The organism is Mucilaginibacter mali (assembly GCF_013283875.1).
GTDB lineage: Bacteria > Bacteroidota > Bacteroidia > Sphingobacteriales > Sphingobacteriaceae > Mucilaginibacter > Mucilaginibacter mali.
This window is the reverse complement of the sequence record NZ_CP054139.1, coordinates 5,680,898-5,706,060: the sequence shown is the minus strand read 5'-3', so window position 1 is coordinate 5,706,060 and position 25,163 is coordinate 5,680,898. Positions and strand designations below refer to the sequence as shown.

Sequence of the window (25,163 nt, the reverse complement as noted above, 5' to 3'; positions counted from 1 at the left end):
ATTAAACTAAAAATATAAATAAAGGCAAAAGGTTAAAGGGGAAGTCGAAAGGCTTAAAACCTTTTGCCTTTAACCTTTCTCCTTTTTAGGAGCATCCCATCGAACTACCGCAGTTCAAACATTTATAGCAGGTACCCGAGCGAACTGTTGTATGCCCGCACACATTACAAGCCGGCGCATCGCTTTGTACGCCCATACTTACATCAAAGCTTAACTTTTTAGCGGGGGCGGCATTCACGGCAACCGGTTCGTATACATTACTTTGATCGGGGTTAAAATCATCGTTACTTAGCTGCGGATTGCCGGTAATTCCGTTTTGTTCGGTAATTACATGCACAAGGTCGGTACGGTTCTGGTATTCGTAACCCAGCATGCGGAAGATGTAATCGATAATGGAGGTGGCGCTTTTAATATTATCGTGCCCCATCACCATACCTGCCGGCTCAAAGCGGGTAAAGGTAAACTTCTCTACATACTCCTCCAGCGGTACGCCGTATTGCAGCCCTACCGATACCGCTATGGCAAAGCAGTTCATCAGCGAGCGGAACGTAGCGCCCTCTTTATGCATATCTACAAATATCTCGCCCAGGGTGCCGTCCTCGTATTCGCCGGTGCGCACAAACACGTTTTGCCCATCGATGGTGGCCTTTTGCGTAAAGCCGCGGCGTTTGGCCGGCAGGCTCTTCTTTTGCACCACGCGCGAAAGCTCGCGCATAAACATCGTATCCTTCGATTTTTCCATAATGGCCATGGCAGCTTCTATCACCTGCTCGGGTGTCAGGTCGCTTAGCTTTGCGTTGGCCGCTTCGCCCAATACTTCTTCCACGGTTTCCAGCTTGTCGTCAACCTCCTCCTTTACATCCGATTTGGTAGACAACGGCTGCGACAACTTACAGCCATCACGATACAGCGCGTTAGCCTTTAATCCCAGTGCCCACGAAAGTTCGTAGCAGTCTTTGATCTCATCAACCACAGCCTCGTTGGGCAGGTTGATGGTTTTGGATATGGCTCCCGAAAGGAACGGCTGCGCGGCGGCCATCATTTTAATATGCCCGTGCGCATGGATGTAGCGCTCGCCTTTGGCTCCGCATTTATTAGCGCAATCAAAAATGGCGTAATGCTCATCTTTTAGATAGGGCGCACCCTCAATGGTCATGGTACCGCAGATGTATTCGTTAGCCTCTGCAATTTGTTGTTTGCTGAAGCCGAGGGCGCGTAGCAGGTTAAAGTCGTGCGCGTTATATTGGTCGGCGGCAAAGCCTAAGCGCTTCAGGCAGTCCTCACCAACGGTCCAAACGTTAAAGCCAAAACTGATCTCAAAAGCCGAAACCATGGCTTTATCCAGCCTATCCAGTTCGCCGTCGGTAAAGCCTTTGGCCTTCAGGCTTTGCAGGCTGATATGCGGCGCCCCTTGCAGGGTGGCGGCACCTTTGGCGTAGTTTACAATAGTGGTGATCTCGTGTTCGGCATAGCCCAAATTGCGCAGCGCTTCGGGCACGGCCTGGTTAATGATCTTGAAATAGCCACCACCCGATAGCTTTTTAAACTTCACCAGCGCGAAATCGGGTTCGATGCCGGTGGTATCGCAATCCATCACCAAACCAATGGTGCCGGTTGGGGCAATAACGGTGGTTTGCGCGTTGCGGTAGCCGTATTGCTCGCCCATCTCCAAAGCCTTATCCCAGGCATTGCAAGCGGCCGATAGCAGGTAATCGGGGCAGTATTTAGGGTCGATGCCGGGAGGGGCGATCTCCAGCCCCTCGTAGTTCTCGGTAGAGTTATAAGCCGCGTAGCGGTGATTGCGCATTACGCGCAGCATGTGCTTTTTATTTTCTTCGTAACGGCTGAAGGCACCAAGCTCCTTAGCCATCTCGGCCGAGGTTGCGTAGGCAGTGCCGGTCATGATGGCCGTAATAGCGCCGCCAATAGCACGGGCCTTATCACTATCATAAGGGATGCCGTTCACCATCAGCGCCGAACCTAAATTGGCATAACCTAAGCCAAGCGTACGGTAATCGTACGATAGCTGCGCCACCTCCTTTGACGGGAACTGCGCCATCAGCACCGAGATTTCCAGCACGATGGTCCAGATGCGGCAGGCGTGTTCAAAGCCTTTTACATCAAAGGCGCGGGTTTGCTTATCGAAGAAATGTTCGAGGTTGATGGAGGCCAGGTTGCAGGCCGTGTTATCCAAAAACATATATTCCGAACATGGGTTCGATGCGTTAATGCGGCCGCCCTGCGGACAAGTATGCCATTCGTTGATGGTCGTGTCAAACTGCACACCCGGATCGGCACAGGCCCAGGCCGCGAAGGAAATATCATCCCAAAGTTTTTGCGCCTGGATTGATTTGATGGGCTTACCACTCATCCGGCTGATCAGGTCCCAGGCGTTGCCCCCTTTCAGTGCGTGGAAAAACGCATTGGGGATACGCACCGAGTTGTTTGAGTTTTGGCCCGATACCGTGCGGTAGGCTTCACCCTCATAATCGGATGAATAACCGGCAGCTATCAGCGCGGCTACTTTTTTCTCCTCTTCTACCTTCCAGTTTACAAACTGTTCTATTTCGGGGTGATCCAGATCTAAACAAACCATTTTGGCTGCACGGCGGGTAGTACCACCCGATTTGATAGCCCCGGCGGCACGGTCGCCGATTTTGAGGAACGACATCAGTCCCGATGAATACCCGCCGCCCGAAAGCTTCTCGTTATCGCCACGAATCTTGCTAAAGTTGGTCCCCACGCCCGATCCGTATTTAAAAATGCGGGCCTCGCGCACCCACAGGTCCATAATGCCGCCATCGTTCACCAAATCATCATCAACCGAAAGGATAAAGCAGGCATGGGGTTGCGGGCGCTCATAAGCTGATGTGGATTTGCACAGCTTTTCGGTAACGGGGTCTACATAATAATGCCCCTGCGGCTTGCCGGTTATGCCGTAACTGCTATGTAAACCGGTATTGAACCATTGCGGTGAGTTTGGCGCTGCCAGCTGACCGACGATGGTATAAACGATCTCATCGTAAAAAATCTGCGCGTCGGCATCAGAAGCAAAATAATTGTATTTCTGCCCCCACTCCTTCCAGCAGTTGGCCATGCGGTGGGCTACCTGCTTGATGCTTTTCTCGGACCCGGTGCTGCCGTTGGGCTGCGGCACACCTGCCTTGCGGAAGTATTTTTGCGCCAGGATATCCGTTGCCACCTGCGACCAGGTAGAGGGAACCTCCACATCGTTCATCTCAAAAACCGCGTCGCCCGAGGGATTGCGGATAACTGATGAACGTTTATCATAATTAAACAAATTGTAAACGGGTATACCATCCCTGGTAAAGTAACGGCTCAGTTTTAAACCCTTACTGTTTGCAGCGGCTTTTTTGTTGGTAGGTTTTTTGCTCATAGGTATTCCGTGTCTTTATAAATAAATAATCAAGAGGCCGTTAAGGAATTGTGAAGGAGGGTTGAAGTCAAATTTATGTTACACAAAAACACGCATCAATTCAGACTTTTCCACATATCAACAGGTGGATGGGGGCCTCCTGTATAAATTGATTTACCGCCGCTTAGCACTTGTGGAAAAAACACCAGCGAGACTGGCAAACCCACCACCAAATGTTATTAAAGAAAACTTTACCCGCGCGATGAATGTAGTATATGCATGCAGCCCTTATACTTTAATGTTGGCTCCGGTATGCCTGTAATGATATTGCCTGATGTTAAAACACATCTTGACGGGCATCCTGTGTTAACTTATACCTATAACATATTTAAAAACGGCAAACACGGGAAGGCCGGCCCAATAAAGCAGGATATGCAGTTAACCAAATCCTCCAATCCCGATTATATGGGTTATATTACTTTCGAGGAGCCGGGCAAACTGTTCAGTTATACGGCCGATGGGCAGCAGGACCTGAACAGCGGCGAGGTACAGGAGATCATAGAAACGATAACTCATTACCGCGAAAACCCATCCTTGTGGGAAATTTAGTCCTTTGATTTTGCTTTAGCTTTTTGCTTAGCTTGCGATAGCGGCGCGATGGGATTATAATCCAGGCATTGTTTTACCCACCAGGCCAGGTCCTGGTAGTTGTGTATTGTATCTAAATTTACAAACAGATAGGTTTTTACCGGTTTGCCGCCATGTATCATGGGCGCGCGGCCATCCTTTTCTACCTCAGCATCATAAACTTCGGGCGCTATACGGGCCAGCAGAGTGTCCTTTTTAACGCCGATGCAGATCTTATCCTCCACCATAAAGCACAAGCCGCCAAACATCACTTTTTCAACTACGTTATCGGTACGTTCGGCTATCATTTCGCGTACCTGGTTTACTGTTTTTTCGTCGTAGGGCATAGTTTGGGTGGAGTGGAAATTTAACCACAAAGTACACAAAGGTTTTCACAAAGGGCGCTAAGAAAAATACTTCCTCTTTTTGATTGCATAGCCTTTGTGGTCTTTGTGGTTCCTTTCTTTGTGTCCTTTGTGGTTAAATTGCTATCCGTTAAAAATTCTCCCTTATAAAAGTCATTATCCGCACCATCTCCCCGCGTATCTCGCTGGTTGGGCGGGTAAAGTTATTGTTCATAAAACTAAAGGCCAGCCGGCGCCCTTTGCGGGTAACCAAATAGCCGCTTTGGTTGTGATTGTTGGCTATTGAACCGGTTTTGGCCCATACAAAAGGTACGCCGTTATCGGTTTTGTAAGCGTTTTTTATGGTACCGGCTACGCCGCCAATGGGCATCATGCTGTGCAGCAGGGCATCATTATTTACCTTAGCCTGGATCTTGCAAAGCAGCTTTACGATGCTGCGCGGGGTGAACAGGTTATAGCGCGAAAGGCCCGATCCGTCTGCCCATTCGGGTTTGTCGGGCAGGTCATTCAGCAGGTTTTTGGTGGCGTAGTTAATTACCGAATCTTTATTGAGCACCTTAAATTTTACCGACGAGCATACCAGTAGTAATTGCTCGGCAATAAAGTTATCGCTGGGCTGCAAAAAGCGACGGTAAACCGAATCGGCATTGGCATTGTATATAGTTTTGGCATCGGGCGGCAGGGGTTGGTGCACTTCATCAACAAAGCGCTTCAGCGTATCCTGCAGCATAGCCAGGGTTAGCGATGGCGATGTTTTCCAGGGGATCTCCTGCTTAAAGTTTTTGGGCACAGGCATGGCCGGGTAGGTAAAATGATTATCTAAAAAATTGCGCTGCACATTAAAGGCTTTAGGGCGATAAGTACTGTCGCGGCGCAGGTAATCGGTTAAATAAGCTGGTTTTATCTTCAGCTTGCCATCGGTACCAGCGTATAGCAGGGCCACATTATCTTCCAGCGGCAGTTCGTTAATTTCGGCCTGGTAGTAATCGTTATAATCGCTCCAGGGCCAGCCAGAGCCATAAAAATTGCCGGTATACCTGCCCGATGAGAAATAGAGTTGTTTTTTGCTGTTCTTTAAAAAATTAAGCGCACGGGTAGCTTTCAGATCACTATGCAGAAATGACGGATCGCCGGTGGCCCAAAATATCAGCGAATCGCCGCGGGTAACGTATTGCAGGGCCGGGATGGAATCGCCCAGCATGCACAGGCTGGTATAAAAGGTAAATAGTTTAGTGTTTGATGCGGGGTTATAATACTTATCGTCGTTCAGTTCATACACCATTTGCTGCTTGTCCAAATCGTACAGGGCAAAGCCGGTGAAGTGATCGTTCACAATTTTCGATTCCTTAAACAACCGCTGAACCCTGGATGCCCATATATATTGAGACTTGCACGATACACCAAGAAGAGCTACGATAAAAAGCAAAAAACAAAAAGGTGAAATTCGCATATCGAAATAAGTATTTATTGTTTTTATTATGCTTAAATTTAATTAACTATTATTAAACCGCCTTGCAAATTAATGTAATTACCCGGAATATATGCCACCATGGTATAAAGCTACTATTTATCCTAATTTTAGCCTGCCCCTTATTTGCCCGATCGCAATCGTTTGAACTGGAGGGTAACAAAAAAAGGGTATCCTTCCCATTCCGTACGGTACGGAATATGGTTATCGTAAGCCTGAAAATTAACGATAGAGGCCCCTTTAACTTTATCTTAGATACCGGCGTTGGCCTGATGCTGATCACTGCCCCAACAATGGTAGACTCCATCAACCTGCAATCTAAGCGCACCATTAAAATGTACGGGCTTAACGGCGATAGCTACGAGGCCTTTATTACCCCTAACTTAAAAGTAGAGTTGCCCCATATCAGCAGCAATGGCGTAGCGGCGGCTATATTAAAGGAAGACCGCTTTTCCCTTTCAAACTATGCCGGCATGCCTATACATGGCTTGCTTGGGTACGAGTTTTTTAGCAACCTGGCGGTGCGCTTTAATTTTTACGATAGCACCATGACGGTTTCCAAACCGCAGTATGTGCGGCTTTTACGCAAGGGCAACAAAATACCCCTTACCATTGAAGATAAGAAGCCTTACATGGAAACCTATGTTAAAATGCCCGATGGAACGATAAAGAAAAGGAAACTACTGGTAGACCTGGGCGCGGGCCATCCGCTATCGTTAGAGAATATGCTGAAGGAACAGGGTTTGCCCGAAAACTTCATTGCCGCAAATTTAGGTGTTGGGCTAACAGGCCCTGTACAGGGTTATATCAGCCGCGTTACCGAACTGGACCTGGGTAGTTATAAATTAAAAGATGTTGTCACATCGTTCCCGGATATGGAATATTTAAAGCAGGAAATGCCGCTGATACCGCGGGATGGCAGTATTGGTTTCGGCGTGCTGAAGCGGTTTACCGTAATTATAGATTACGCTAATAATGCCATGTACCTAAAAAAGGCCGACGGGTTTAGTGATCCGTTTGAACATGACATGACCGGGATGGAATATTATTTTGACGGACAGGATTACGGCCACCTGATAGTAGGCCGGGTTGAGCCCGGATCGGCGGCAGATAATGTAGGGATACAAAAAGACGACGAGATAATAGGCATCAATTTCAGGGATGTTGGAAAAATGTCGATAGAGCAGATCGATGGCATATTTCGCTCGCGCGATGGGCGCAACCTGTTATTAGATGTTTATCGCAATAAAGAATACCGCAAGGTGATACTCACGCTAAAAAAACGGATATAAGGAGCAGCCGGCTTAAAAAAGGCCGGTGCTGATTACCATCCAATAGCTTATTTCAACTGACTGATATTATCGAAAAACGCTGTTTGCAGATCGAGCAGCGATTTTACCTTTATTTTTTCGCCATAGGTATCGAAACATAAAAACTGTGCCCGCTCGGGATGATCCTGGCTTTTGCGTTCGAAAAAGTTAAAGGTTTCGAAAAAATAGTGATTGGTGGTGATGTTGCTTTTACGATCAACCTGCGATGCGTTCAGCCTGAAGCCGAACGTATCGATCCAGTTATGGATCTTATTGTGTAACGATGCCCTGATGCTTCTCATGATGCTTGATAGTGATTGCTGTATTATAAACTTTAACGAAATTTTTTACCTATTGTTTATATTAACATTTCTCCAGTTATAAACATTGGTCAATAAAAAATGTTGATAACCAAACACTTCCATTATACGTCATTTCAATAAAAAGAGTTTTCTTATCTTTGCGCATTGTTATCGCACCAATTGGTAACAGCCGTATTACAATTATCATTTGTGTAAATATCATAGCCGCATTTGTATATTATTTTCATTACAAAGCCCATATTTTGGTCATTTTTTATGATAATATGTAACAATGCTATGAATATTAAATATTTGATGTAAAGAAATTGAACTTTTGCAGTCTGATTGTGTAGTAATAAAAACTACGGTGTATAAAAACACCCGATCGGGCATTATAAACAACTATATGAAACGTATATTCTTACTATTTTCCATCTTCTTGTTGCTGGGTAGTCTGGCAAAAGCGCAGGGCTCGCACACCATTACGGGTACTGTGATCGACACTACCAAGCAAACTGTAATTGGCGCCAGCGTTAAAATTAAAACCGACAAAGGCGACAGCACCACCCGCATTACCGGTCTCGACGGTAAATTTGCCTTTAATGGCATTAAAGCCAATAAAGTTACACTTACTATTACCTCAATAGGCTACGAGGGCATTATCAAGCATTTCACCTTCGCTGCCGACAGCAAACCGCTTGAGGTAGGTACCGTTATATTAAAAACCAGCTCGAAAATGCTGAGCGGTGTAACTATTGTGGGTATTACCCCGGTTACCTTAAAGGAAGATACTACCCAATATAGCGCCGCAGCTTACAAGGTGCGCGATAACGCCCCGGTAGAAGACCTGGTGAAAAAACTACCGGGTGTGGATGTGGATAAGGATGGCAATATCAGCACAAAAGGCAAGCAGATCACCAAGATCCGTATCAACGGTAAAGACGTGTTTGGCGGCGACGTGCAAAGTATCACCAAAAACCTGCCTGCGGACGTGGTTGAAAACATCCAGATGATTGACGACTACGGCGACCAGGCTAACCTTACCGGCGTTAAAACCGGCGACCCTAACCAGGTAATGAACATTACCATCCGTAAGGATAAAAACTACGGCTACTCGGCTAATATTACCGGTGGCGGTGGTAAGGATGCCTTACCAAAACCGCAAACTAACGATACACGTTATGTAGGTCTTATCAACTCGTTCAAATTTAAAGGCGACCAGCAGATATACCTGTTAGGCAACTTTAACAACGTTAACGCTAACACCTTCTCATTCGGTGGCGGCGGCGGTGGTGGTGGCGGCTTCGGTGGCGGTGGCGGCGGTGGCCGTGGCAACGCTGCCCGTGGCGGTGGTGGTGGCTTCGGTGGCGGCGGCGGTCAGGCCCAAAACGGCTTAACCGATGTACATACAGCCGGTTTAAACTACCGCGATCAGTGGGGTAAAAACCTGTCGGTATACGGCAGCTACAGCTTTTCTGACAACTCTACCAATACCATCAGTTCAACACGCCAGTCGGTTACTACACCAACCAGTTCTTCTTTAAGCAGCCAATCGAGCAACGAAAAGGATAAGGCCGTTAACCACCGCTTTACCTGGAACATGGAGTACAAGCCGGATACCATTAACTATCTGAAATTTACGCCAACATACTCTTACTCAAGTACACTTACCAACTATGCCGACGAGGTTCAGCAGGCTTACAATATTGGCGGCACTGCAACCAACAAGCATTATACGTCTACCGCGCGTAACCTGGCATGGTCGCCAAACTATGGTGTAAATATTTTATATAACCACCGTTTCAACGGGCATGGCCGTAATTTTAGCGTATTTGCTACTGGTAGTTCGGTACATAGCGATAATAACCAACATCCAATTTATAACTATTTACAGGGAGCTTCGCCTGTGCCGCTTAACCAGTATAACAGCACAGCAAGCAGGGTAAATAATATCAACAGTAACTTCTCATACCTTGAGCCGTTAACCTTACGCAGCTTCTTAGAACTTAGTTATAACTACAGCTATTCGCACACTACCAGCGATAAGCTTAGCCTTGTATCAAATACAGGAACTAATTTTGTTACCGACCCTACCCAAAGTAACGATTATCGTTATAACTTTATCACTAACCGGTTTAGCTTAAACTACCGCTTTGTTGAGAAGTTGTATAACTATACCATTGGTTTAGGCGTACAGCCAACCGCATTAGATGGTACAAATCAGCTTACTGGTGTAAATACCCATAAAACCAGCTTTAACTGGGTACCAACAGCACGTTACGTATATAACTTCTCGCGCAGCCAGTCGTTTAACGCGCAATACAGCGGCAACAGCAATCAGCCAAGCTTTAACCAGTTACAGCCGGTGTTGGATAAATCTAACGCCCAATACCCGGTACAGGGTAACCCTGACCTGAACCCCGAGTTTAACAACAGCGTAAACATCAGGTACAACCAGTTTAGCTTTAACACTGGCGATGTGCTTTTCCTGAATTTTAACTACAACAAAACCAGCAATAAAATTGTAACTAACTCTATCACCAATACCGATGGAACCGTTTTAACCAAATACTTAAATGCGGATGGTTATTACAGCTATGGTGGGTTCTTTAACTTCACCAAACCATGGGATAACCGTAAGTTCAGCGTATCGCTGGGTGGCCAGGCCAACTATATCAATAACATTGGTTTCTTAACTGATGGCAGCGTGGCTAACGCGGTTGCACAAAAGAATATTGCAAAAACCACTACCATTGGTCCAAACTTCAGGTTCCGTACTGATATTACTGATATCATCGACGCAACCATTAACACCGGTTACTCGATTAACAAAACCGATAATTCTGTTAAAACCAGCCTAACCCAGGTTAGTTCAAACGTACGTGCATGGAATATCGGCCTGAATGGTAAAAACTATTTATGGAAGGATTGGACCGTAAGCTACGACTTTACCCGTACAATGAACTACGGTTATACACTGGCTGTAACCAACCCTAACATCCTGAATGTTTATGTTGAGCGCCGCTTCCTGAAAAACAATATGGCAACCATCCGTTTAGCAGGTAACGATTTGTTTAACCAGCAAACAGGTTACTCGTTAACATCATCGGCTACATCATTAACCGAAACTAACGTTAACCGCTTAGGCCGTTACTTCTTGTTAACACTAAACATCCGCCTTCAAAAATTTGCCGGCAAGGCACCAGACCAGGGCGGTCGTGAAGGCCGTGGTGACCGTATGCCAGGCGAAGGCCGTGGCGACCGCGGTAACCGTGGCGGCGGCGGTGGTTTTGGAGGCGGCGGCTTTGGCGGCCCGCAATAATAAAGTTTAACGCTCCCTCCAAATATAAAGCGCCGACCGGTATACCCGATCGGCGCTTTTTTGTTGTTCTCATCCCATGCGTCACCCCGAACTTGTTTCGGTATCCCATTTGCATAGTTTAAGTCCAGACTGTACGACCTGTGTGATGGGGGGCTGAAACAAGTTACCCAAGACATGTTTGTTTTTCCGCTGAAGCCTCACCCTGCCCTCTCCGGAGGAGAGGGTTCCAAAGTCTCCCCCTTTGGGGGAGATTTAGAGGGGGCTTTCATCGGCATGTCATAAAAACCATTAGAGGCCGCCGGGATTATATTACTCAGCATGACATGTTATTATGGCTGTTTTAAGAAGGTTTATTTCTGATACTCCCCGATAATCTTCCTGCACCCATCCTCGATCAATCCATACGCTTCTTCAAACAAATTGGTATAATAAGGATCGGGCACTTCCGCATCGCCCAAAAGCAGCTTTACTTTTTGGGTATCTTCGGTGTTACGGGCCATATTAAGGATATTGGTGCGATTGCTTTTATCCATCACATAGATCCGGTCAAATTCATCAAAATCGCTCACGCGAAACAAGCGGCACACCTGTCCGCTAATGTCGATGCCATGCGCTTTGGCCGTACGTACCGATCCATGATGCGGCCCTTCGCCCACATGCCAGTTACCCGTGCCGGCCGAATCGATCTGCCAGTCTAACCCGGCTTCATCGGCCAAATGCTGCATCACCCCCTCCGCCAACGGCGAACGACAAATATTGCCCAGGCATACCATTAGGATTTTCATGCTAATTATAATGTGCAAATATGCGTATATGCAAATGTGCAGATGATGCATCAATTAATTTGCATATCTGCACATTTTCGCATTTGCACATTTACTTAAATATCTCATTCAACACCCCGGCCAGCCTAACGCCGCCTTTCAGCAGTTGCTGGTTAAGGATATCAAGATGATTGAAATTGTATTTATAGCTCAGGTTATCGCCCGGCTTGGTATCAGTATACAGTTTTTCGGCCAGCTGATTGCTTTCATACAACCATTGGCTGATGGGGGCCTTTTGCCATTCGGCACGTTGTGCTGTAGTTGTATGATTAATGGCGGCTACATATTCGGTATAGCTTAACTGTTGAAAATCTATCAGTTCGCTATCCCAAAGGCTGTGCATATTGGTTGGCTTGCCAAACCAGTTCAGTTTAAAATCGTTAGCGCCCTTATCGTCTTTATGGCCGGTGTGGAATGGCTGGTGCACATCCTCTACCACGTGGATCAGCATGCGCAGGTAAAGCAATTTGTTCTCTTTAGATAATCCCGGCTTTTTCAGCTCGGCTATCATAAAGTTCATTTTGGTATAGGCATCAACTTCGGTATCCTTTGCCAGGTAGTCGTTCATTTCAGCCTGTGTCATAGCCTTATCGAAATCAACAAAATGCCAGTTGTACAGGTATCTAAAACTATCGTCCGATTTAATGAAATCGGCCCAGTTGCTGGCCATGGCCATCGATTCGTTACCTAATATTTGCTTTACAGCCAGCCTGGCTTTGGGTGTTAAGTAGCTATAAGCTATTTCGCCGCTAATACGGTGGCCATTGGTACCCCAGGCAAATGTGGTGAACGGCAAACAAAACAGGATGGCGGCTGCGCCAAATTTTCTGAATATTTTCATACGGGTTAAAGTGGTTTTTGCGTACAGGTAGTTCGTTTGATCAGTTTTAATTGAACAGGTATAACGTTTGATGTGCCCGAGAGTTGCACCAGCGAATCGCTTTTTTTACTCACACGAAACAACTCCTCGTAAGGGCCAACACGGAAACAATCGGTATTGGTTTTCAGGCTGAAGTTGGCGTTGCAAAACTGCCCCTTCATAAACAGCGTATCGTTACGCTGGCGGTACGCGCCTTTAATATACTCGGCCCACTGTCCGTTTTTGCGGCAGGTATCGCTGCCATAATTCACGGCGCTGCGGCTATGGATCTGCATGTAAAACGAATCGCAATCAAACTTAATACGATAAGCCGAAAACGTGATCAGCTTTTGCTGCACGGCGCTGCTATCCTGCTGCCACTCGCCTTGCAAGTATGTTTCACCCTTGCCCTGCAGGTTGGGGTTGAAGGAGCAGCTTGCTAAGCTTAAGGCCGAAAGCAAAAAGCTGAAAGCTTTAAGAAAATTTAGCAAGCCGGCTTTAGATGCTGCTTGTTTTTCACTTTCTGCTTTCAGCCTTGTTTGGGCTTTGCGCTTTATGCTTTTCGCTTTCAGCATAAAACTATTTCAAGCTACCGATCATATCCTCAGGGCGTACCCATTGGTCAAACTGTTCGCTGGTTAGTAATTCCAGTTTCAGGGCAGCTTCGCGCAACGATAACCCTTCCTTCAAGGCTGTTTTAGCGATCCTGGCAGCGTTCTCGTAACCAATGTGCGGGTTAAGCGCGGTTACCAGCATCAGCGAGTTCTCCAAGTGTTTCTTGATGCCCTCGTAGTTAGGCTCGATACCAACCGCGCAATGATCGTTGAACGATACGCAGGCATCACCAATCAGGCGGGCCGATTGCAGAAAGTTGGCAGCCATTACCGGTTTAAATACGTTCAGTTCGTAATGGCCGTTTGAGCCACCTATCGAGATAGCCACATCATTACCCATTACCTGGGCGGCAACCATTGTAACGGCTTCGTTCTGGGTTGGGTTAACCTTGCCCGGCATGATCGATGACCCCGGTTCGTTATCCGGGATGTGGATCTCGCCGATACCCGAACGCGGGCCCGAAGCCAGCATACGGATATCGTTAGCTATCTTCATCAGCGATACGGCAATTTGTTTCAGCGCGCCATGTGTTTCCACAATAGCATCGTGAGCGGCCAGCGCTTCAAATTTATTTTCAGCTGTAATGAATGGCAGGTTAGTGAATTTGGCGATATATTCGGCCACCTTTACGTCGTAACCGGCAGGGGTATTAATGCCGGTACCAACGGCGGTACCGCCCAAAGCCAGCTCGCTCAAGTGTGCCAAAGTGTTACGCAAAGCACGCAGGCCATGATCTAACTGCGATACATAACCCGAAAACTCCTGGCCCAGGGTAAGCGGTGTAGCATCCATCAGGTGGGTACGGCCAATTTTTACTACGCTTTTAAATGCTTCAGATTTTGCCTTCAACGTATCGCGCAGTTTTTCTACGCCCGGTATGGTTACGTCGATCACCATTTTATAGGCGGCAATGTGCATAGCGGTTGGGTAGGTATCGTTTGATGACTGCGATTTGTTCACGTCATCATTAGGGTGGATGAAGGTTTTGCCTTCGCCCAGTTTATTGCCTTGCAATACGTGCGCGCGGTTAGCTACCACCTCGTTTACGTTCATATTGCTTTGCGTACCCGAACCGGTTTGCCATATCACCAGCGGGAACTCGCCGGCCAGGGTGCCTGTCAGTATCTCGTCGCATACGGCGGCTATCAGGTCGCGCTTCTCGGCGCTTAGTACGCCCAGGTCGGTATTGGTAAATGCAGCTGCTTTTTTAAGGTAAGCAAAGGCATCAATAATTTCAACCGGCATGCTTGCTTCCGGACCAATTTTAAAGTTGTTGCGGCTGCGTTGTGTTTGCGCGCCCCAGTATTTATCGGCAGGTACCTGTACCTCGCCCATGGTATCGTGTTCTATTCTGAAACTCATGGTTATCTCTATGAAATTTGGCGCAAAGTTATGGTTTTGAGCGTAAAGCTGAAAGGTAAAAGGTTTCTGTTACATAGAATATTTACGTATGGGCCTTCTGTTAGCTAACTGATGAAGAATTGTTATGGCGCAAAAGCTATGGGCGTATGCCGGTACAGGAGTTGCCAAGCTGTTTCAGGGGGATAAAAAATGAACAAAAAAGTACGTTTTTTGAACAAAAATTGAACACACAATCTGTTGATTTTAAGTCAAATAAATGCATTTGTTCAGAATTTCATTTTCTCTCCTCAACCCGCTTTTTTGAGGGTACTGACAAATTTACGCCACCATTTACCTGGATTATTATCGATATATTTTGCAATTGCCGGATACTAAGCCACACAGGTTGTTTACTGTTTCATGCTTTTTTTCAACACCTAAACACCACAGTTTTATATCGGCAAACAAATATTAACTTAACAGCCGCTAATCATGAGATCGATCAAAACCACCGCGCTAATCTGTTCCTGCCTGTTTATCCTGGGCTTATCGGTTAAAGCGCAGCCTGTTTTAGATAAAGGCTTGAGCAGGAATAAATTAGTTTGGAACGGGCAGGGAATGATTGATACCACCAATGCCACACCCGATCAGATGTATCATCTTCACATCATGCAGAAGGCAAAATTGATGGGCAATGATCATTATTACTACGTGTATCCTTATTACCATAATATCGGCATCAGGTTTAACGGCGGCGAGAAGAATAGCAGCCAGGTATACGAAGGCCTGCCATGGGGACACGAGTTCAGGTATAAAAGCATTATTATTGACGGCGACTGCCCGGTAGAGTTTTCAGGCCTGTACATTACCGAAAAAAACGCTGGCGATTTCCTGTATCACGTAATAGAAAATGACAGAAGGGAGGTTGTATCCTGGACCACCCCATCTGTGTTTAAATATACCGCAGATCATAAGGCAGTATACGCTTACCTGGGCAAGTTTGAGTATGCGGAGGGCCGCCGCTTAAAGATCGAGGTTTATAATAAAAAAGAATTTCGCCAGTACGATGCCATGCTGGTAGATTGGGCCAAAATAGAACCGGCAAAAGTATATGGCAATATTGAATATACCATAAAGAAGCGCCCCTTGCCCGGCAATAGCTTATTTTCATATGGGTTAACTGAACTAAAGAATAGCCGACAAACATTTGGCAGGGTTGTAAAAGGTAAAGTAGTTCCACACGATACAGTAATTGTGCAGGATTTTAGCGAAACAATGAATCCCAAAGAGCCAAAATTTCGGCTGGCCGACTCGATAAAAAACCTTTCGTTCGACATTAAGAACGGTGGACGATCGTATTTATATGTCATCAGTTTAAAACGGACCGTCGACGGACATACGGACAGTATAAATCTTGGCGAAAAAAATTCACGCTTCTCGGTTTACAAAGAGTTTTGGAAATACCCCGGGGTTTACCAGGTTACCTTTACTCCGGTGGTGCATAAACATGGCGGCGAGCCGGTTATTTTTCTTCGAAACCTGGCTACCAATGTTCACTTCACCGTATTGCCCGCGTTGGATAGTGTACACATGATCTCCTTCCGCACGCTGATGCTTATCATTGTTATCATCCTAACCACCGGCGGCTTTATGTTTATGATGTACCGCGACCAGCAAAAACGCAAACTGGCAGCCGAAGCTAAAAACAAGCAGATAGCCACACTGCAACTGGCATCGGTACGCGCGCAGTTAAACCCTCATTTTATTTTTAACGCCCTTGCGGGGATACAAAACCTGATGAACAAGAACGATGTGGAAAACGCCAACAAATACCTGGCCCGCTTTGCCCGCCTCACCCGCAACGTGCTTGATGATGGCAACAAGGAACTGGTGAGCATTGAGCACGAGATCAGCCTGCTGAACGATTACCTGCTGATGGAGCAAACCCGCTTCGGTTTTGAGTTTAATATTGTAGCTGATGAAAACCAGGTAGACCAGCAAATAGAGATCCCCGCCATGCTACTGCAGCCGTTTGTAGAGAACGCGGTGAAACACGGCGTATCCGCCCTTAATGGCGATGGTATGATAGAAGTGATCATCACCCAAAAAGACAGCACACTGATATTGGCGGTGAATGATAATGGTAAGGGCTTCGGTGATTCCAATGGCGCCGGCATGGGCCTGAAGCTTTGTGAAGACCGCATTAAACTGCTGAACAGCATCTATAAAAATAGCACTATCTTACTGCACAAAACATCCGATAGTAAGGGGACACTGATCACCATCGAATTGCGGAATTGGGTGTAAGATTTTATTAAGAGCAGTTTGTCATTTCGAATCCCTTTGCGGGAGGCAATAGCGTGGAAAGGGTGAGAAATCTTATACAAGCAGCCAGACGCATGTACAAGATTTCTCCTCACGCAGCAGCACTACCCACCTCACTGTTCGTTCGAAATGACAAGGTGGTTAAGATGTGTCTGCGCCGCCCTCTCAAGAGGAGGCTAAAAATCAGAAAAACAACATGAAGGCACTGATAGTAGACGACGAAATAGCAAACCGGGAAAACCTGCGGCAACTGCTGCGTGTTTATGCACCGGATGTGAACATTTGCGCCGAAGCTAATGATGTAGACAGCGCATTGAAAGCCATCTTACAATATCGCCCTCAACTGGTGTTTTTAGATATCCAGTTACACGCGCAATCGGGATTCGATCTGCTGAAGCAGCTGGATGAGATCAACTTCGAGATCATATTTGTAACCGCCTACAATCAGTATGGCATACAAGCCGTAAAATTTGCCGCGCTTGATTACTTGCTGAAACCTATAGACATTGATGAACTGAAAACCGCCATTGATAAAGCCCGAAGAGCCGTCAGTCAAAAACAAAAGAACGAACGGTTAAACTATCTGCTGGAATATCTTAAGGATGATAACCAAACCAGGCCCCGCATTGCGCTGCCCCTGTTTGGCGAAACCCGCTACGTAAACATTCACGATATTATCCGTTGCGAAGCTGATAATACCTATACCCGCTTTGTGCTGAACAACGGCGAAAGCATCATCGTATCCAAAACCCTAAAGGAATATGCCGATATGCTTACAGGCTATGGCTTCCTGCGTTGTCATCAATCGCATCTGGTAAATACCGTTTTTATTAAAAGCTGGCTGCGGGAAGATGGCGGGAGCTTGTTGCTAACTGATAACAGTAAAATACCGGTATCGAAACTTAACCGCGAAAAGGTAAGGGATGCGCTGGCGGTGAAGTTTAAGCTGTAAGTGCAGCCGCATCATTATTGTTTGCGTGAGGTATCTCACGATTATGCATTTATCAACGCTAGTCTGCTCATAGCCGCAGGGGCCTAATTACTTTTGGCTTGGGCCCAAAAGTAACCAAAAACCCAAGTCATAAAAAAGCTTCTGCTCGCCCTGCGTGAGCAGCTTCTCGCCGGAGGCGGCTTCTCACGGCATTCCCGCCAACGCTGGCCCGCTTTTATGACAGCCTCACGCTCTTTTTAGGAAGCCAATCCGAGCGGAGCTTTGCTCCGCTCGGATTACCACCGTTGTTTTTAAACCCTCCCCCTCGGGGAGGGTTTGGGTGGGGGTTCCCGACAGCGGTTTGCTTCCGGAAAGATCAGGCAAAACGATGCGGGCTCTGTGTGGTGGAAAAGGGAAGCGGATTTGCCTGAAGCGATGGCATGGTGGGTGCGCGAGCAGCGGCAAATTCTTGCGTACCGTGGTTTTGACTGATGCGGGCAAAGGCCATGTGCGGCAGAGGAAGCATTAGCGCTGTCTTGAATTTTTGCTACTTTTTTTTCAAGAAAAAAGTAGTAGGCCCCTGCGGCTATGAGCAGACTGACGTTAATAAAAACACAAAACGAACATCGATGCAATCACTACTTTACCATTCTCCCCTTCCAGGCATACTTCCCCGTATTGCCCCTGATACCGATATATACCACATAAAGAATATGCAGCGGGGCCACAATGCTGATGAGCCATACCAATCCCGGGCGTTTCAGGAATGTCATTACCGGGATCAGGAATACAATTTCGAACAAATATTTCAGCCCTATCTGCACTAAAAACAGGTTTAGCATATCGCGACTGAAAAAACTCAGCGCCCCGTTGGCCACCAGCATGGCGTTGAACACCCAAAAGCAAACAGCAAGTGCGATGATCTTCTTATCCTTATACTTAGTTGATTTTGAGGCCCAGCGACGGCGTTGCTGTATAAAGCTTTTTAAATTATGCTTGGCATGCGTATACACAATGGCATCGCGGTGCTTTAAGAAACCAATTTTGCCGGGGAAGCGCTCGGCTACCTTTTGCAGCAGCAGTTCGTCATCACCCGATGCCAGATCGTCTATCCCCTTAAACCCGCCAACTTCATAAAAAGTATCCTTTCGGTAGGCCAGGTTAGCGCCGTTACAGGTTGAAGCGCGCCGGTTACCGATAAACGAAGCGCCGATGCCTATCAGGAAGGAAAATTCCAATGTTTGCATGTGCTCAAACAAAGTCTTCTCCTGGAAATAGGTTACCGGCGATGATATCATCAGTTTATCGCCGCTTTCAAAATACCCCACAATAGTGCTCAGCCATTTCGGCCCCATGCGGCAATCGGCATCTGTGGCTACCATCAAGTCGCCATGGGAGCGGGTAATAGCTTCGGCAATGGCTTTCTTTTTATAGGAATTTAATATCTCGTCGGTTTGTAGCTGAAATAAAGTTACCCCCATGCCGGCATAACTACGGATAATGCCCGGGGTGCTATCGGTTGAATGATCGTCGACAATAATAATTTCGGTAAGATGTTTCGGATACTCCTGCGCCAGCAGATCTTCAATGGTAGCACGGATGTTCTTCTCTTCGTCGCGGGCGGCTATCAGTATGGTTACCTTTGTTTTGAAATTATCGCTGGCGGCAACAGGGCGTTTTAACGCAGCCCATCCTTTTATAAGGTAGGCAATAATGGCCAGGTACAAGCCTGTGAACAACAGGCATATGATACTATAAAGTGTTATCAAAAAAACGGAGTTTAAAAACAAAAACAGATCCTAATATAGCAGGAATTATAAGGTTTATCAGCCAAATAGATGTAACGGCAGCCATAACGGCTATATTTTGATTGGTTACATAAGCAAACAGGGTGCTGGCGGTGAAATTACGAACGCCAATATCCAGCAGGTCTAACGATGGCAGGGCAGATTGCACAAAGAATAATACAAACACCATCAGCAGTACATCGTAAAGCGGTATAGATGGAATAAGCAGGTGGATGACCAGGTAATACTGGAACGAAAATACCGCGAAACGCGCCAGGCAATACCCCATAATATTCAGCATTTCGGTAAATGAATAGCGCCCCATGATATCGAAAAAGCGATGGAATTTTTTCAGGAATTTAACACTGTCCAGCAAGGATACCACCCAACGGATGTTGAAGTAAAACAACAGCATCACCACCATTAGGGTTATGGCCAATACCACAACGCCCATATTTAGCCAGATGTTTAAATGCAGAAAGGTGAGTACAAACCATACAATCGCGATAGCACCCAACACATTGGTAATTACATTTTGCCCGAACGCCCCTACCGCCATGGCAAACACTCCGTGTATGCGTTTGCGTGGCGGCAAAAACATCACACGGCCACCATATTCGCCAATACGGTTGGGTGTAAATACCGCCCAGGTCAGTCCGCAAAAAACAGCTTCGATACATTGCCACAGGCCAACCGGGGCCAGGCGCTTAGCCAGGTAGCGCCATTTGGCGGCCTCCAAAAGCCAGTTCACCAGCATCAGTACAAATACCAGCGACATAACTATGGTAGCTTTCAGCCTGCTAATACCGGCTATCAGCGTTTCAAATTGCTGCAGGTCGTGATTATTATTAAGGCGATGGTAAATAAACAAAAAGGCCAGTACCAGGATACCACCTTTTAATAAGTAAGAAACAGTTTTTTTTGCAGAACGATTCAACACAGGTAATTTGTGCAATGTTAGGGAAAAAAGTCGGGAAGTCCGGAAGTCCGAAAAGTCCGGAAGATTATTCTTATATCTTTCGGACTTCCCGACTTTACGGTCTTTCGGACTTTCTACCGCAACCTCGCTTTTAAATAGGTAAGGGTAAAGGCATAGGCCTCTTTAGTGGCCTGGGTATCGTAAATAGGGTTGCTGGGGTTGGCAAATCCGTGGTCGGCGTTGTATTGGTGCAACTCCAGTTTTTTACCGGCGCTCTTCATATCCGCCGCAAATTGGGCAACAATTTTGGGGTTAATAAAGGCATCCTTGTTGGCAAAGTTGCCCAGCACATCACTGTTCAGCGTTTTCAGCCTGGTTAAATCCTTTTCGGGCATGCCGTAATACATTACGCATGCAACGGTTTGTTTGCCGGCCATCAGGGCGGTTTGTAAACTCCAGCCGCCGCCAAAGCACCAGCCAATGGTGGCAATATGGGCCTTCGGACCGGCATAGGCAATGGCACCTTTTATAATAGCCTGTGCGCGGTCTTCCTTAACAGCCTGCATAAATTGGCCGGCTTCCTGGCGGGTGGCGGCTATTTTGCCGTCGTACAAGTCCAGCGCCAATACGTTTACATTATCTACATCGGTATATAGTTTTTCGGCTTCTTTTTTTACCCAATCGTTCAAGCCCCACCACTCGTGTATTACCAGCAGATAGTTGTTGGTCGCTTTTTTAGCTTTTAAGAGGTAACCGGTGGCTTCTTTACCATCCGGGGTTTTATAGGTAACATTTTGCCCAATGCTGCTTTGAAAATGAAACTTGCGGGGCAGCTTGTGCGACATGACGAACGCTTTATTGCTTGCCAGCATAGCAAATTGCTTAGTAGCCGATGGCTTGGCGCAGCAGGCCATTTTGCTTTGCCCGTAGCCCAACGTAAAGCCAAGGCACAATAGGGCTAAAAGAATGAGTTTTTTCATGATGATGATCTATTGGAATTAGTAGAGTACAAGTTTAAGGAATAATTGTTTTGTGGAATATTCCAAGTTCCCTCTTTGGGGAGGGGTGCGGTTGCCTGTGTTGTGGCAGGGAGGGGTTTCTTAGATATTGCATCAGAGGTTAAACCCCTCCCTACACCCTCCCTATGGGAGGGAATCGCACCGGCCAACGCTCTTTCGTCCCAAATCTCACAAAAAAAGCCATTCGCAATGCAAATGGCTTTAGTATTTCAAATTGTGTGGTTGCCTTATTGTTTAACGTACATTACCTCTTTAACAGCGGCAATAACACGCTCGGCGTTTGGCAGGTATTCCTGTATCAAAGTTGGTGCGTATGGTAGTGGTACGTCGCCACCCATAATACGGATGATAGGTGCATCTAAATAATCGAACGCGTCCTTTTGTACTTTGAAAGCGATCTCGGTAGCGATAGAGCCTAATGGCCAGCTTTCTTCTACCAATACTAAACGGTTGGTTTTTTTAACCGATTCGATAATGGTTGGGTAATCGATAGGGCGCACCGTACGCAGGTCGATCACTTCGGGGCTGATGCCTTCTTTTTCAAGTGCGGCAGCTGCTGCGTTAACCACTTTCATGATCTTGCCGAAGCCTACCAGGGTAACATCGGTACCTTCTTTGGTAACTTTTGCTTTGCCTATCTCTATATAATATGGTTCTTCAGGTACTTCGCCTTTATCGCCATACATTACTTCCGACTCCATAAAGATAACCGGATCGGGATCAAGGATAGCTGATTTCATTAAACCTTTAGCATCGTAAGGGTTTGATGGAACGATAACTTTCAGGCCCGGGCAGTTAGCATACCAGTTCTCGAAGCACTGGCTGTGCTGCGAGCTTAGCATACCCGCGTTACCGGTTGGGCCACGAAATACAATTGGCACCGAAAACTGGCCGCCGCTCATGCTCATCATTTTAGCTGCACCGTTGATGATCTGGTCGATAGCTACTAACGAGAAGTTAAACGTCATGAACTCGACGATCGGTTTCAAACCATTCATGGCCGAACCGATACCGATACCGGCAAAACCTAATTCAGAAATAGGTGTGTCGATAACGCGCTTGGCGCCAAATTCATCAAGCATACCCTGGCTCACTTTGTAGGCACCGTTATACTCGGCAACCTCTTCGCCCATCAGGTAAATATTTTCGTCCTTGCGCATCTCTTCGCTCATTGCTTCGCGAAGCGCTTCCCTGAATTGTATTTCTCTCATTATAAATCTTAAATGAACATTTTTTTGCGATGGCAAATATAGCGCATGAATGTTTTAAAAACAACCTGCTGTAATTGATATATAAAGCGGGAATAAATATTTTACAAAAAAAGGTTTTGATGTTATGTTTCAGTTTGTGCTTTAATTAGCGTTGGTCTGCTCATGGCCGCAGGGGCCTACTACTTTTTTCTTGAAAAAAAAGTAGCAAAAATTCAAGACATCGGTAATGCTTCCCTTGCCGCACATGGCCTTTGCCCGCATCAGGCAAAACCACGGTACGCAAGAATTTGCCGCTGCTCGCGCACGCGCAAGTCAGCGCTTCAGGCAAATCCGCTTCCCCTTTCCGGCACACAGGCCAGCATTGTTTTGCCCGATCTTGCCGGAAGCAAACCGCTGTCGGGAACAAGAAAGGTAAAGAGGCTGTATCATAAATCATGGTATGGCCTCTTTTTTATTTGTGCATAATTTATTGGAATAAAGAGGGGTATTTATTTGATATAATAATCTGATTTTCATATATTTATGTATCGAAAGTAGCGTAGTATGTCCTCTAAAAGACCTGTATTCAAGCCCTACCAGCAACGGCAGTTGATGGCTATTCCTCCAACACTTGACGAATTAGTTCCGGCATCGCACCCGGTGCGTGTAGTTAACGATGTGATCGACAGGCTCTATCTGGAACCATTGCTGAAAGCTTATCATATCCGCGGGAGTTCAAGCTATCACCCGCAAATGTTGTTAAAGGTGCTGGTATATGGGTATGTAACCAACACCTACTCCAGCCGAAAGCTGGCAGCAGCCTGCCGGGAAAGCGTTTACCTGATGTGGCTGAGTTCGATGAACTATCCTGATCATAATACGATCAACCGTTTCCGGGGCGTACGTTTGAAGCATGCGCTGCGTGATGTGTTCGAAGATGTGGTGAAACTTTTGGCAGAGGAAGGCCTGCTCAGTATTGAAGAAGTGAATACGGACGGGACAAAGATAGAGGCGAATGCAAACCGGTATACCTTTGTCTGGAAGAAAGCGATTCAGACCAATAAGGAAAAGATGAAAAAGCAGCTGTCAGAGATATGGGACTATGCCCAAAGCGTAGCAAAAGAAGAAGACAGGCTGCCTGATCCGCCTGACTTTACTGTTATTGACAGTGAAAAGGTCAATGCCGCAGTAGATAAACTCAATGAGAAGCTTTCCTCGCGTGAGGATGTTTCCAAACAGGTCAAAAGCAAGCTGCGGTATATCAGCAAACATTACCCGCAGGCCATTGCCCGCTATGAGCAGCAGGAAGCTCTGCTGGGTGAACGCAACAGCTATTCCAAGACCGATACGGATGCCACATTCATGCGGATGAAGGAAGACCACATGAAAAACGGCCAGTTAAAACCGGGGTATAATGTTCAGATATCCACATCCAACCAGTTCATTGTCAATTACACCATTCACTCCAACACCACAGACACCAATACATTAAGTGCTCATTTAGCGCAGCATGAAGTCAGCTTTGGCAAAGCACCGCAAGTGCTTACAGCCGATGCCGGATATGGCTCCGAGGAGAACTACACGCGGTTGGAACAAAAAGGAACAATCGCCTTTGTAAAGTATGGGATGTTCGATAAGGAACAAAATGAGAATCACAACAACAAGCACCCTTTTGCAGCAAATAAGCTTTTTTACAACCAGGAGAAAGATTGTTACATCTGCCCGATGGGCCAGCAAATGAATTTCATCGGAACAAGTAAAAGAAAAACAAGCACGGAGTTTGAACAAACGGTAAAAAGATACCAGGCAGTTAACTGCGCTAACTGTCCGCTGAACGGTATTTGCCATAAATCAAAAGGGAATCGGATCATTGAAATCAATGAAAACCTGAACCGCCTGAAACAAAAGGCGCACGAGCTGTTAAACAGTGAAGAAGGCATACAACGGCGAAAGAAACGCTGCTTTGATGTAGAACCTGTATTTGGTAATATTAAGCAGAACCATGGCTTTAAACGGTTTATGCTCCGCGGCAAGGAAAAAGTAGAAATAGAATGGGGTTTAGTTGCAATCGCACAAAATCTAAGGAAAAAAGCGGCTTAAATGAGTCGTTTTACCACTCAGGTTCGCCCAAGAAAGCTACCCCCTCCCCCTCAAAAAATTCCATAGAAACTCAATACCAAATTCAGCTATTAGGCTAAAAAAATAAAGACCGCATCATTTGATTTATGATACGGCCTCCAGGATCTGCGCTGTTTCGTCACCACTCCGACAGCAAAACAGCTTCCGGGTGAAAACGAGCAGAACGATGGTGGCCTGCGGGAGGGAAAGGGCATTAGCTTGGTGCCTGAAGCGGTGGATACGAGCGTGCGAAGCGGAGGCACCAAGGTTCAGCCCTGTGGTTCTGCTTGTTTTGCAGGGCAAGGGCCATGTGCGGCAAGGAAGCATTTTTGCTGTCTTGATTTTTGGTTACTTTTTATCAAGAAAAAGTAACAGCCCCTCAGGCGGCAATTGAGCCGGACTGACGTCCATAAAATCACAAACCTGAATATGTAGCAGCAGCCTCCACCAATCTATTACCTGCTT

At 46.5% G+C, this 25,163-nt stretch carries 19 protein-coding genes; 7 read left to right on the top strand and 12 right to left on the bottom strand.

Annotated elements, in window-relative coordinates:
• Positions 1 to 85: 85 nt before the first annotated feature.
• Positions 86 to 3,397, bottom strand: a complete 3,312-nt coding sequence (locus HQ865_RS24265; protein ID WP_173417389.1) for a vitamin B12-dependent ribonucleotide reductase — start codon at positions 3,395 to 3,397, stop codon at positions 86 to 88.
• 258 nt (positions 3,398 to 3,655) lie between these two features.
• On the opposite strand from HQ865_RS24265, the gene HQ865_RS24260 reads away from it, so the two are divergent.
• A complete protein-coding gene (locus tag HQ865_RS24260) occupies positions 3,656 to 3,985 on the top strand; it encodes a hypothetical protein (protein WP_173417388.1) in 330 nt (109 codons plus the stop codon).
• Here the strand turns inward: HQ865_RS24260 and HQ865_RS24255 are convergent.
• The gene (locus HQ865_RS24255) at positions 3,982 to 4,350 is read right to left on the bottom strand and encodes a TfoX/Sxy family protein (protein ID WP_173417387.1); all 369 of its coding nucleotides are present in this window, start codon (positions 4,348 to 4,350) and stop codon (positions 3,982 to 3,984) included. The genes HQ865_RS24260 and HQ865_RS24255 overlap by 4 nt on opposite strands.
• 148 nt (positions 4,351 to 4,498) lie before the next feature.
• Positions 4,499 to 5,701, bottom strand: a complete 1,203-nt coding sequence (locus HQ865_RS24250) for a D-alanyl-D-alanine carboxypeptidase/D-alanyl-D-alanine-endopeptidase (RefSeq protein WP_237073573.1) — start codon at positions 5,699 to 5,701, stop codon at positions 4,499 to 4,501.
• A 179-nt stretch (positions 5,702 to 5,880) separates the two neighbouring features.
• Here HQ865_RS24250 and HQ865_RS24245 point away from each other — a divergent pair, with 179 nt between their 5' ends.
• Positions 5,881 to 7,128 carry an aspartyl protease family protein gene (locus HQ865_RS24245; protein WP_173417385.1) on the top strand — a complete coding sequence of 416 codons (1,248 nt, stop codon included), beginning with the start codon at positions 5,881 to 5,883 and terminating at the stop codon, positions 7,126 to 7,128.
• A 47-nt stretch (positions 7,129 to 7,175) separates the two neighbouring features.
• Here the strand turns inward: HQ865_RS24245 and HQ865_RS24240 are convergent, their stop codons facing one another.
• Positions 7,176 to 7,448: a hypothetical protein gene (locus HQ865_RS24240; RefSeq protein WP_173417384.1), complete on the bottom strand. Its 273-nt coding sequence runs from the start codon at positions 7,446 to 7,448 to the stop codon at positions 7,176 to 7,178.
• 406 nt (positions 7,449 to 7,854) lie between these two features.
• Between HQ865_RS24240 and HQ865_RS24235 the strand changes: the two genes are divergently transcribed.
• Complete coding sequence (locus tag HQ865_RS24235) at positions 7,855 to 10,770, top strand: outer membrane beta-barrel protein (protein ID WP_173417383.1); 2,916 nt, start codon at positions 7,855 to 7,857, stop codon at positions 10,768 to 10,770.
• A 350-nt stretch (positions 10,771 to 11,120) separates the two neighbouring features.
• Here HQ865_RS24235 and HQ865_RS24230 read toward each other — a convergent pair whose 3' ends face one another.
• From HQ865_RS24230 to fumC, 4 genes are all read right to left on the bottom strand, one after another.
• Complete coding sequence (locus tag HQ865_RS24230) at positions 11,121 to 11,555, bottom strand: low molecular weight protein-tyrosine-phosphatase (protein ID WP_173417382.1); 435 nt, start codon at positions 11,553 to 11,555, stop codon at positions 11,121 to 11,123.
• 91 nt (positions 11,556 to 11,646) lie between these two features.
• Positions 11,647 to 12,435: a S1/P1 nuclease gene (locus tag HQ865_RS24225; RefSeq protein WP_173417381.1), complete on the bottom strand. Its 789-nt coding sequence runs from the start codon at positions 12,433 to 12,435 to the stop codon at positions 11,647 to 11,649.
• Between the two features lie 5 nt (positions 12,436 to 12,440).
• Entirely contained in the window at positions 12,441 to 13,028 is a 588-nt protein-coding gene (locus HQ865_RS24220) for a fumarate hydratase (RefSeq protein WP_173417380.1), read from the bottom strand.
• A 4-nt stretch (positions 13,029 to 13,032) separates the two neighbouring features.
• Complete coding sequence (gene fumC, locus HQ865_RS24215; RefSeq protein ID WP_173417379.1) at positions 13,033 to 14,430, bottom strand: class II fumarate hydratase; 1,398 nt, start codon at positions 14,428 to 14,430, stop codon at positions 13,033 to 13,035.
• A 471-nt stretch (positions 14,431 to 14,901) separates the two neighbouring features.
• Between fumC and HQ865_RS24210 the strand changes: the two genes are divergently transcribed.
• Positions 14,902 to 16,716, top strand: coding sequence for a sensor histidine kinase (locus tag HQ865_RS24210; RefSeq protein ID WP_173417378.1), 1,815 nt, complete (start codon positions 14,902 to 14,904; stop codon positions 16,714 to 16,716).
• 214 nt (positions 16,717 to 16,930) lie between these two features.
• A complete protein-coding gene (locus HQ865_RS24205) occupies positions 16,931 to 17,686 on the top strand; it encodes a LytR/AlgR family response regulator transcription factor (RefSeq protein WP_173417377.1) in 756 nt (251 codons plus the stop codon).
• Between the two features lie 617 nt (positions 17,687 to 18,303).
• Here HQ865_RS24205 and HQ865_RS24200 read toward each other — a convergent pair.
• The 4 genes from HQ865_RS24200 to HQ865_RS24185 all read right to left on the bottom strand — a co-directional run bounded on the left by HQ865_RS24200 (position 18,304) and on the right by HQ865_RS24185 (position 22,601).
• Positions 18,304 to 19,434: a glycosyltransferase gene (locus HQ865_RS24200; protein WP_173417376.1), complete on the bottom strand. Its 1,131-nt coding sequence runs from the start codon at positions 19,432 to 19,434 to the stop codon at positions 18,304 to 18,306.
• The gene (locus HQ865_RS24195; RefSeq protein ID WP_173417375.1) at positions 19,418 to 20,389 is read right to left on the bottom strand and encodes a lysylphosphatidylglycerol synthase domain-containing protein; all 972 of its coding nucleotides are present in this window, start codon (positions 20,387 to 20,389) and stop codon (positions 19,418 to 19,420) included. The genes HQ865_RS24200 and HQ865_RS24195 overlap by 17 nt, the downstream gene beginning before the upstream one ends.
• A 116-nt stretch (positions 20,390 to 20,505) precedes the next feature.
• A complete protein-coding gene (locus HQ865_RS24190) occupies positions 20,506 to 21,351 on the bottom strand; it encodes a dienelactone hydrolase family protein (protein WP_173417374.1) in 846 nt (281 codons plus the stop codon).
• A gap of 266 nt (positions 21,352 to 21,617) precedes the next feature.
• Complete coding sequence (locus HQ865_RS24185) at positions 21,618 to 22,601, bottom strand: pyruvate dehydrogenase complex E1 component subunit beta (protein WP_173417373.1); 984 nt, start codon at positions 22,599 to 22,601, stop codon at positions 21,618 to 21,620.
• A gap of 162 nt (positions 22,602 to 22,763) precedes the next feature.
• Here HQ865_RS24185 and HQ865_RS24180 point away from each other — a divergent pair, with 162 nt between their 5' ends.
• Positions 22,764 to 23,066: a hypothetical protein gene (locus HQ865_RS24180; protein ID WP_173417372.1), complete on the top strand. Its 303-nt coding sequence runs from the start codon at positions 22,764 to 22,766 to the stop codon at positions 23,064 to 23,066.
• Between the two features lie 78 nt (positions 23,067 to 23,144).
• Positions 23,145 to 24,680 carry an IS1182 family transposase gene (locus HQ865_RS24175; protein ID WP_173412997.1) on the top strand — a complete coding sequence of 512 codons (1,536 nt, stop codon included), beginning with the start codon at positions 23,145 to 23,147 and terminating at the stop codon, positions 24,678 to 24,680.
• Positions 24,681 to 25,163 lie beyond the last annotated feature (483 nt).

Excerpts from the sequence above, each read along its gene's own strand:
- HQ865_RS24265 (WP_173417389.1), bottom strand. The coding sequence starts at position 3,397 with ATGAGCAAAAAACCTACCAACAAAAAAGCCGCTGCAAACAGTAAGGGT.
- HQ865_RS24260 (WP_173417388.1), top strand. The coding sequence starts at position 3,656 with ATGCAGCCCTTATACTTTAATGTTGGCTCCGGTATGCCTGTAATGATA.
- HQ865_RS24255 (WP_173417387.1), bottom strand. The coding sequence starts at position 4,350 with ATGCCCTACGACGAAAAAACAGTAAACCAGGTACGCGAAATGATAGCC.
- HQ865_RS24240 (WP_173417384.1), bottom strand. The coding sequence starts at position 7,448 with ATGAGAAGCATCAGGGCATCGTTACACAATAAGATCCATAACTGGATC.
- HQ865_RS24235 (WP_173417383.1), top strand. The coding sequence starts at position 7,855 with ATGAAACGTATATTCTTACTATTTTCCATCTTCTTGTTGCTGGGTAGT.
- HQ865_RS24230 (WP_173417382.1), bottom strand. The coding sequence starts at position 11,555 with ATGAAAATCCTAATGGTATGCCTGGGCAATATTTGTCGTTCGCCGTTG.
- HQ865_RS24225 (WP_173417381.1), bottom strand. The coding sequence starts at position 12,435 with ATGAAAATATTCAGAAAATTTGGCGCAGCCGCCATCCTGTTTTGTTTG.
- HQ865_RS24220 (WP_173417380.1), bottom strand. The coding sequence starts at position 13,028 with ATGCTGAAAGCGAAAAGCATAAAGCGCAAAGCCCAAACAAGGCTGAAA.
- fumC (WP_173417379.1), bottom strand. The coding sequence starts at position 14,430 with ATGAGTTTCAGAATAGAACACGATACCATGGGCGAGGTACAGGTACCT.
- HQ865_RS24210 (WP_173417378.1), top strand. The coding sequence starts at position 14,902 with ATGAGATCGATCAAAACCACCGCGCTAATCTGTTCCTGCCTGTTTATC.
- HQ865_RS24205 (WP_173417377.1), top strand. The coding sequence starts at position 16,931 with ATGAAGGCACTGATAGTAGACGACGAAATAGCAAACCGGGAAAACCTG.
- HQ865_RS24190 (WP_173417374.1), bottom strand. The coding sequence starts at position 21,351 with ATGAAAAAACTCATTCTTTTAGCCCTATTGTGCCTTGGCTTTACGTTG.
- HQ865_RS24185 (WP_173417373.1), bottom strand. The coding sequence starts at position 22,601 with ATGAGAGAAATACAATTCAGGGAAGCGCTTCGCGAAGCAATGAGCGAA.
- HQ865_RS24180 (WP_173417372.1), top strand. The coding sequence starts at position 22,764 with ATGGCCGCAGGGGCCTACTACTTTTTTCTTGAAAAAAAAGTAGCAAAA.
- HQ865_RS24175 (WP_173412997.1), top strand. The coding sequence starts at position 23,145 with ATGTCCTCTAAAAGACCTGTATTCAAGCCCTACCAGCAACGGCAGTTG.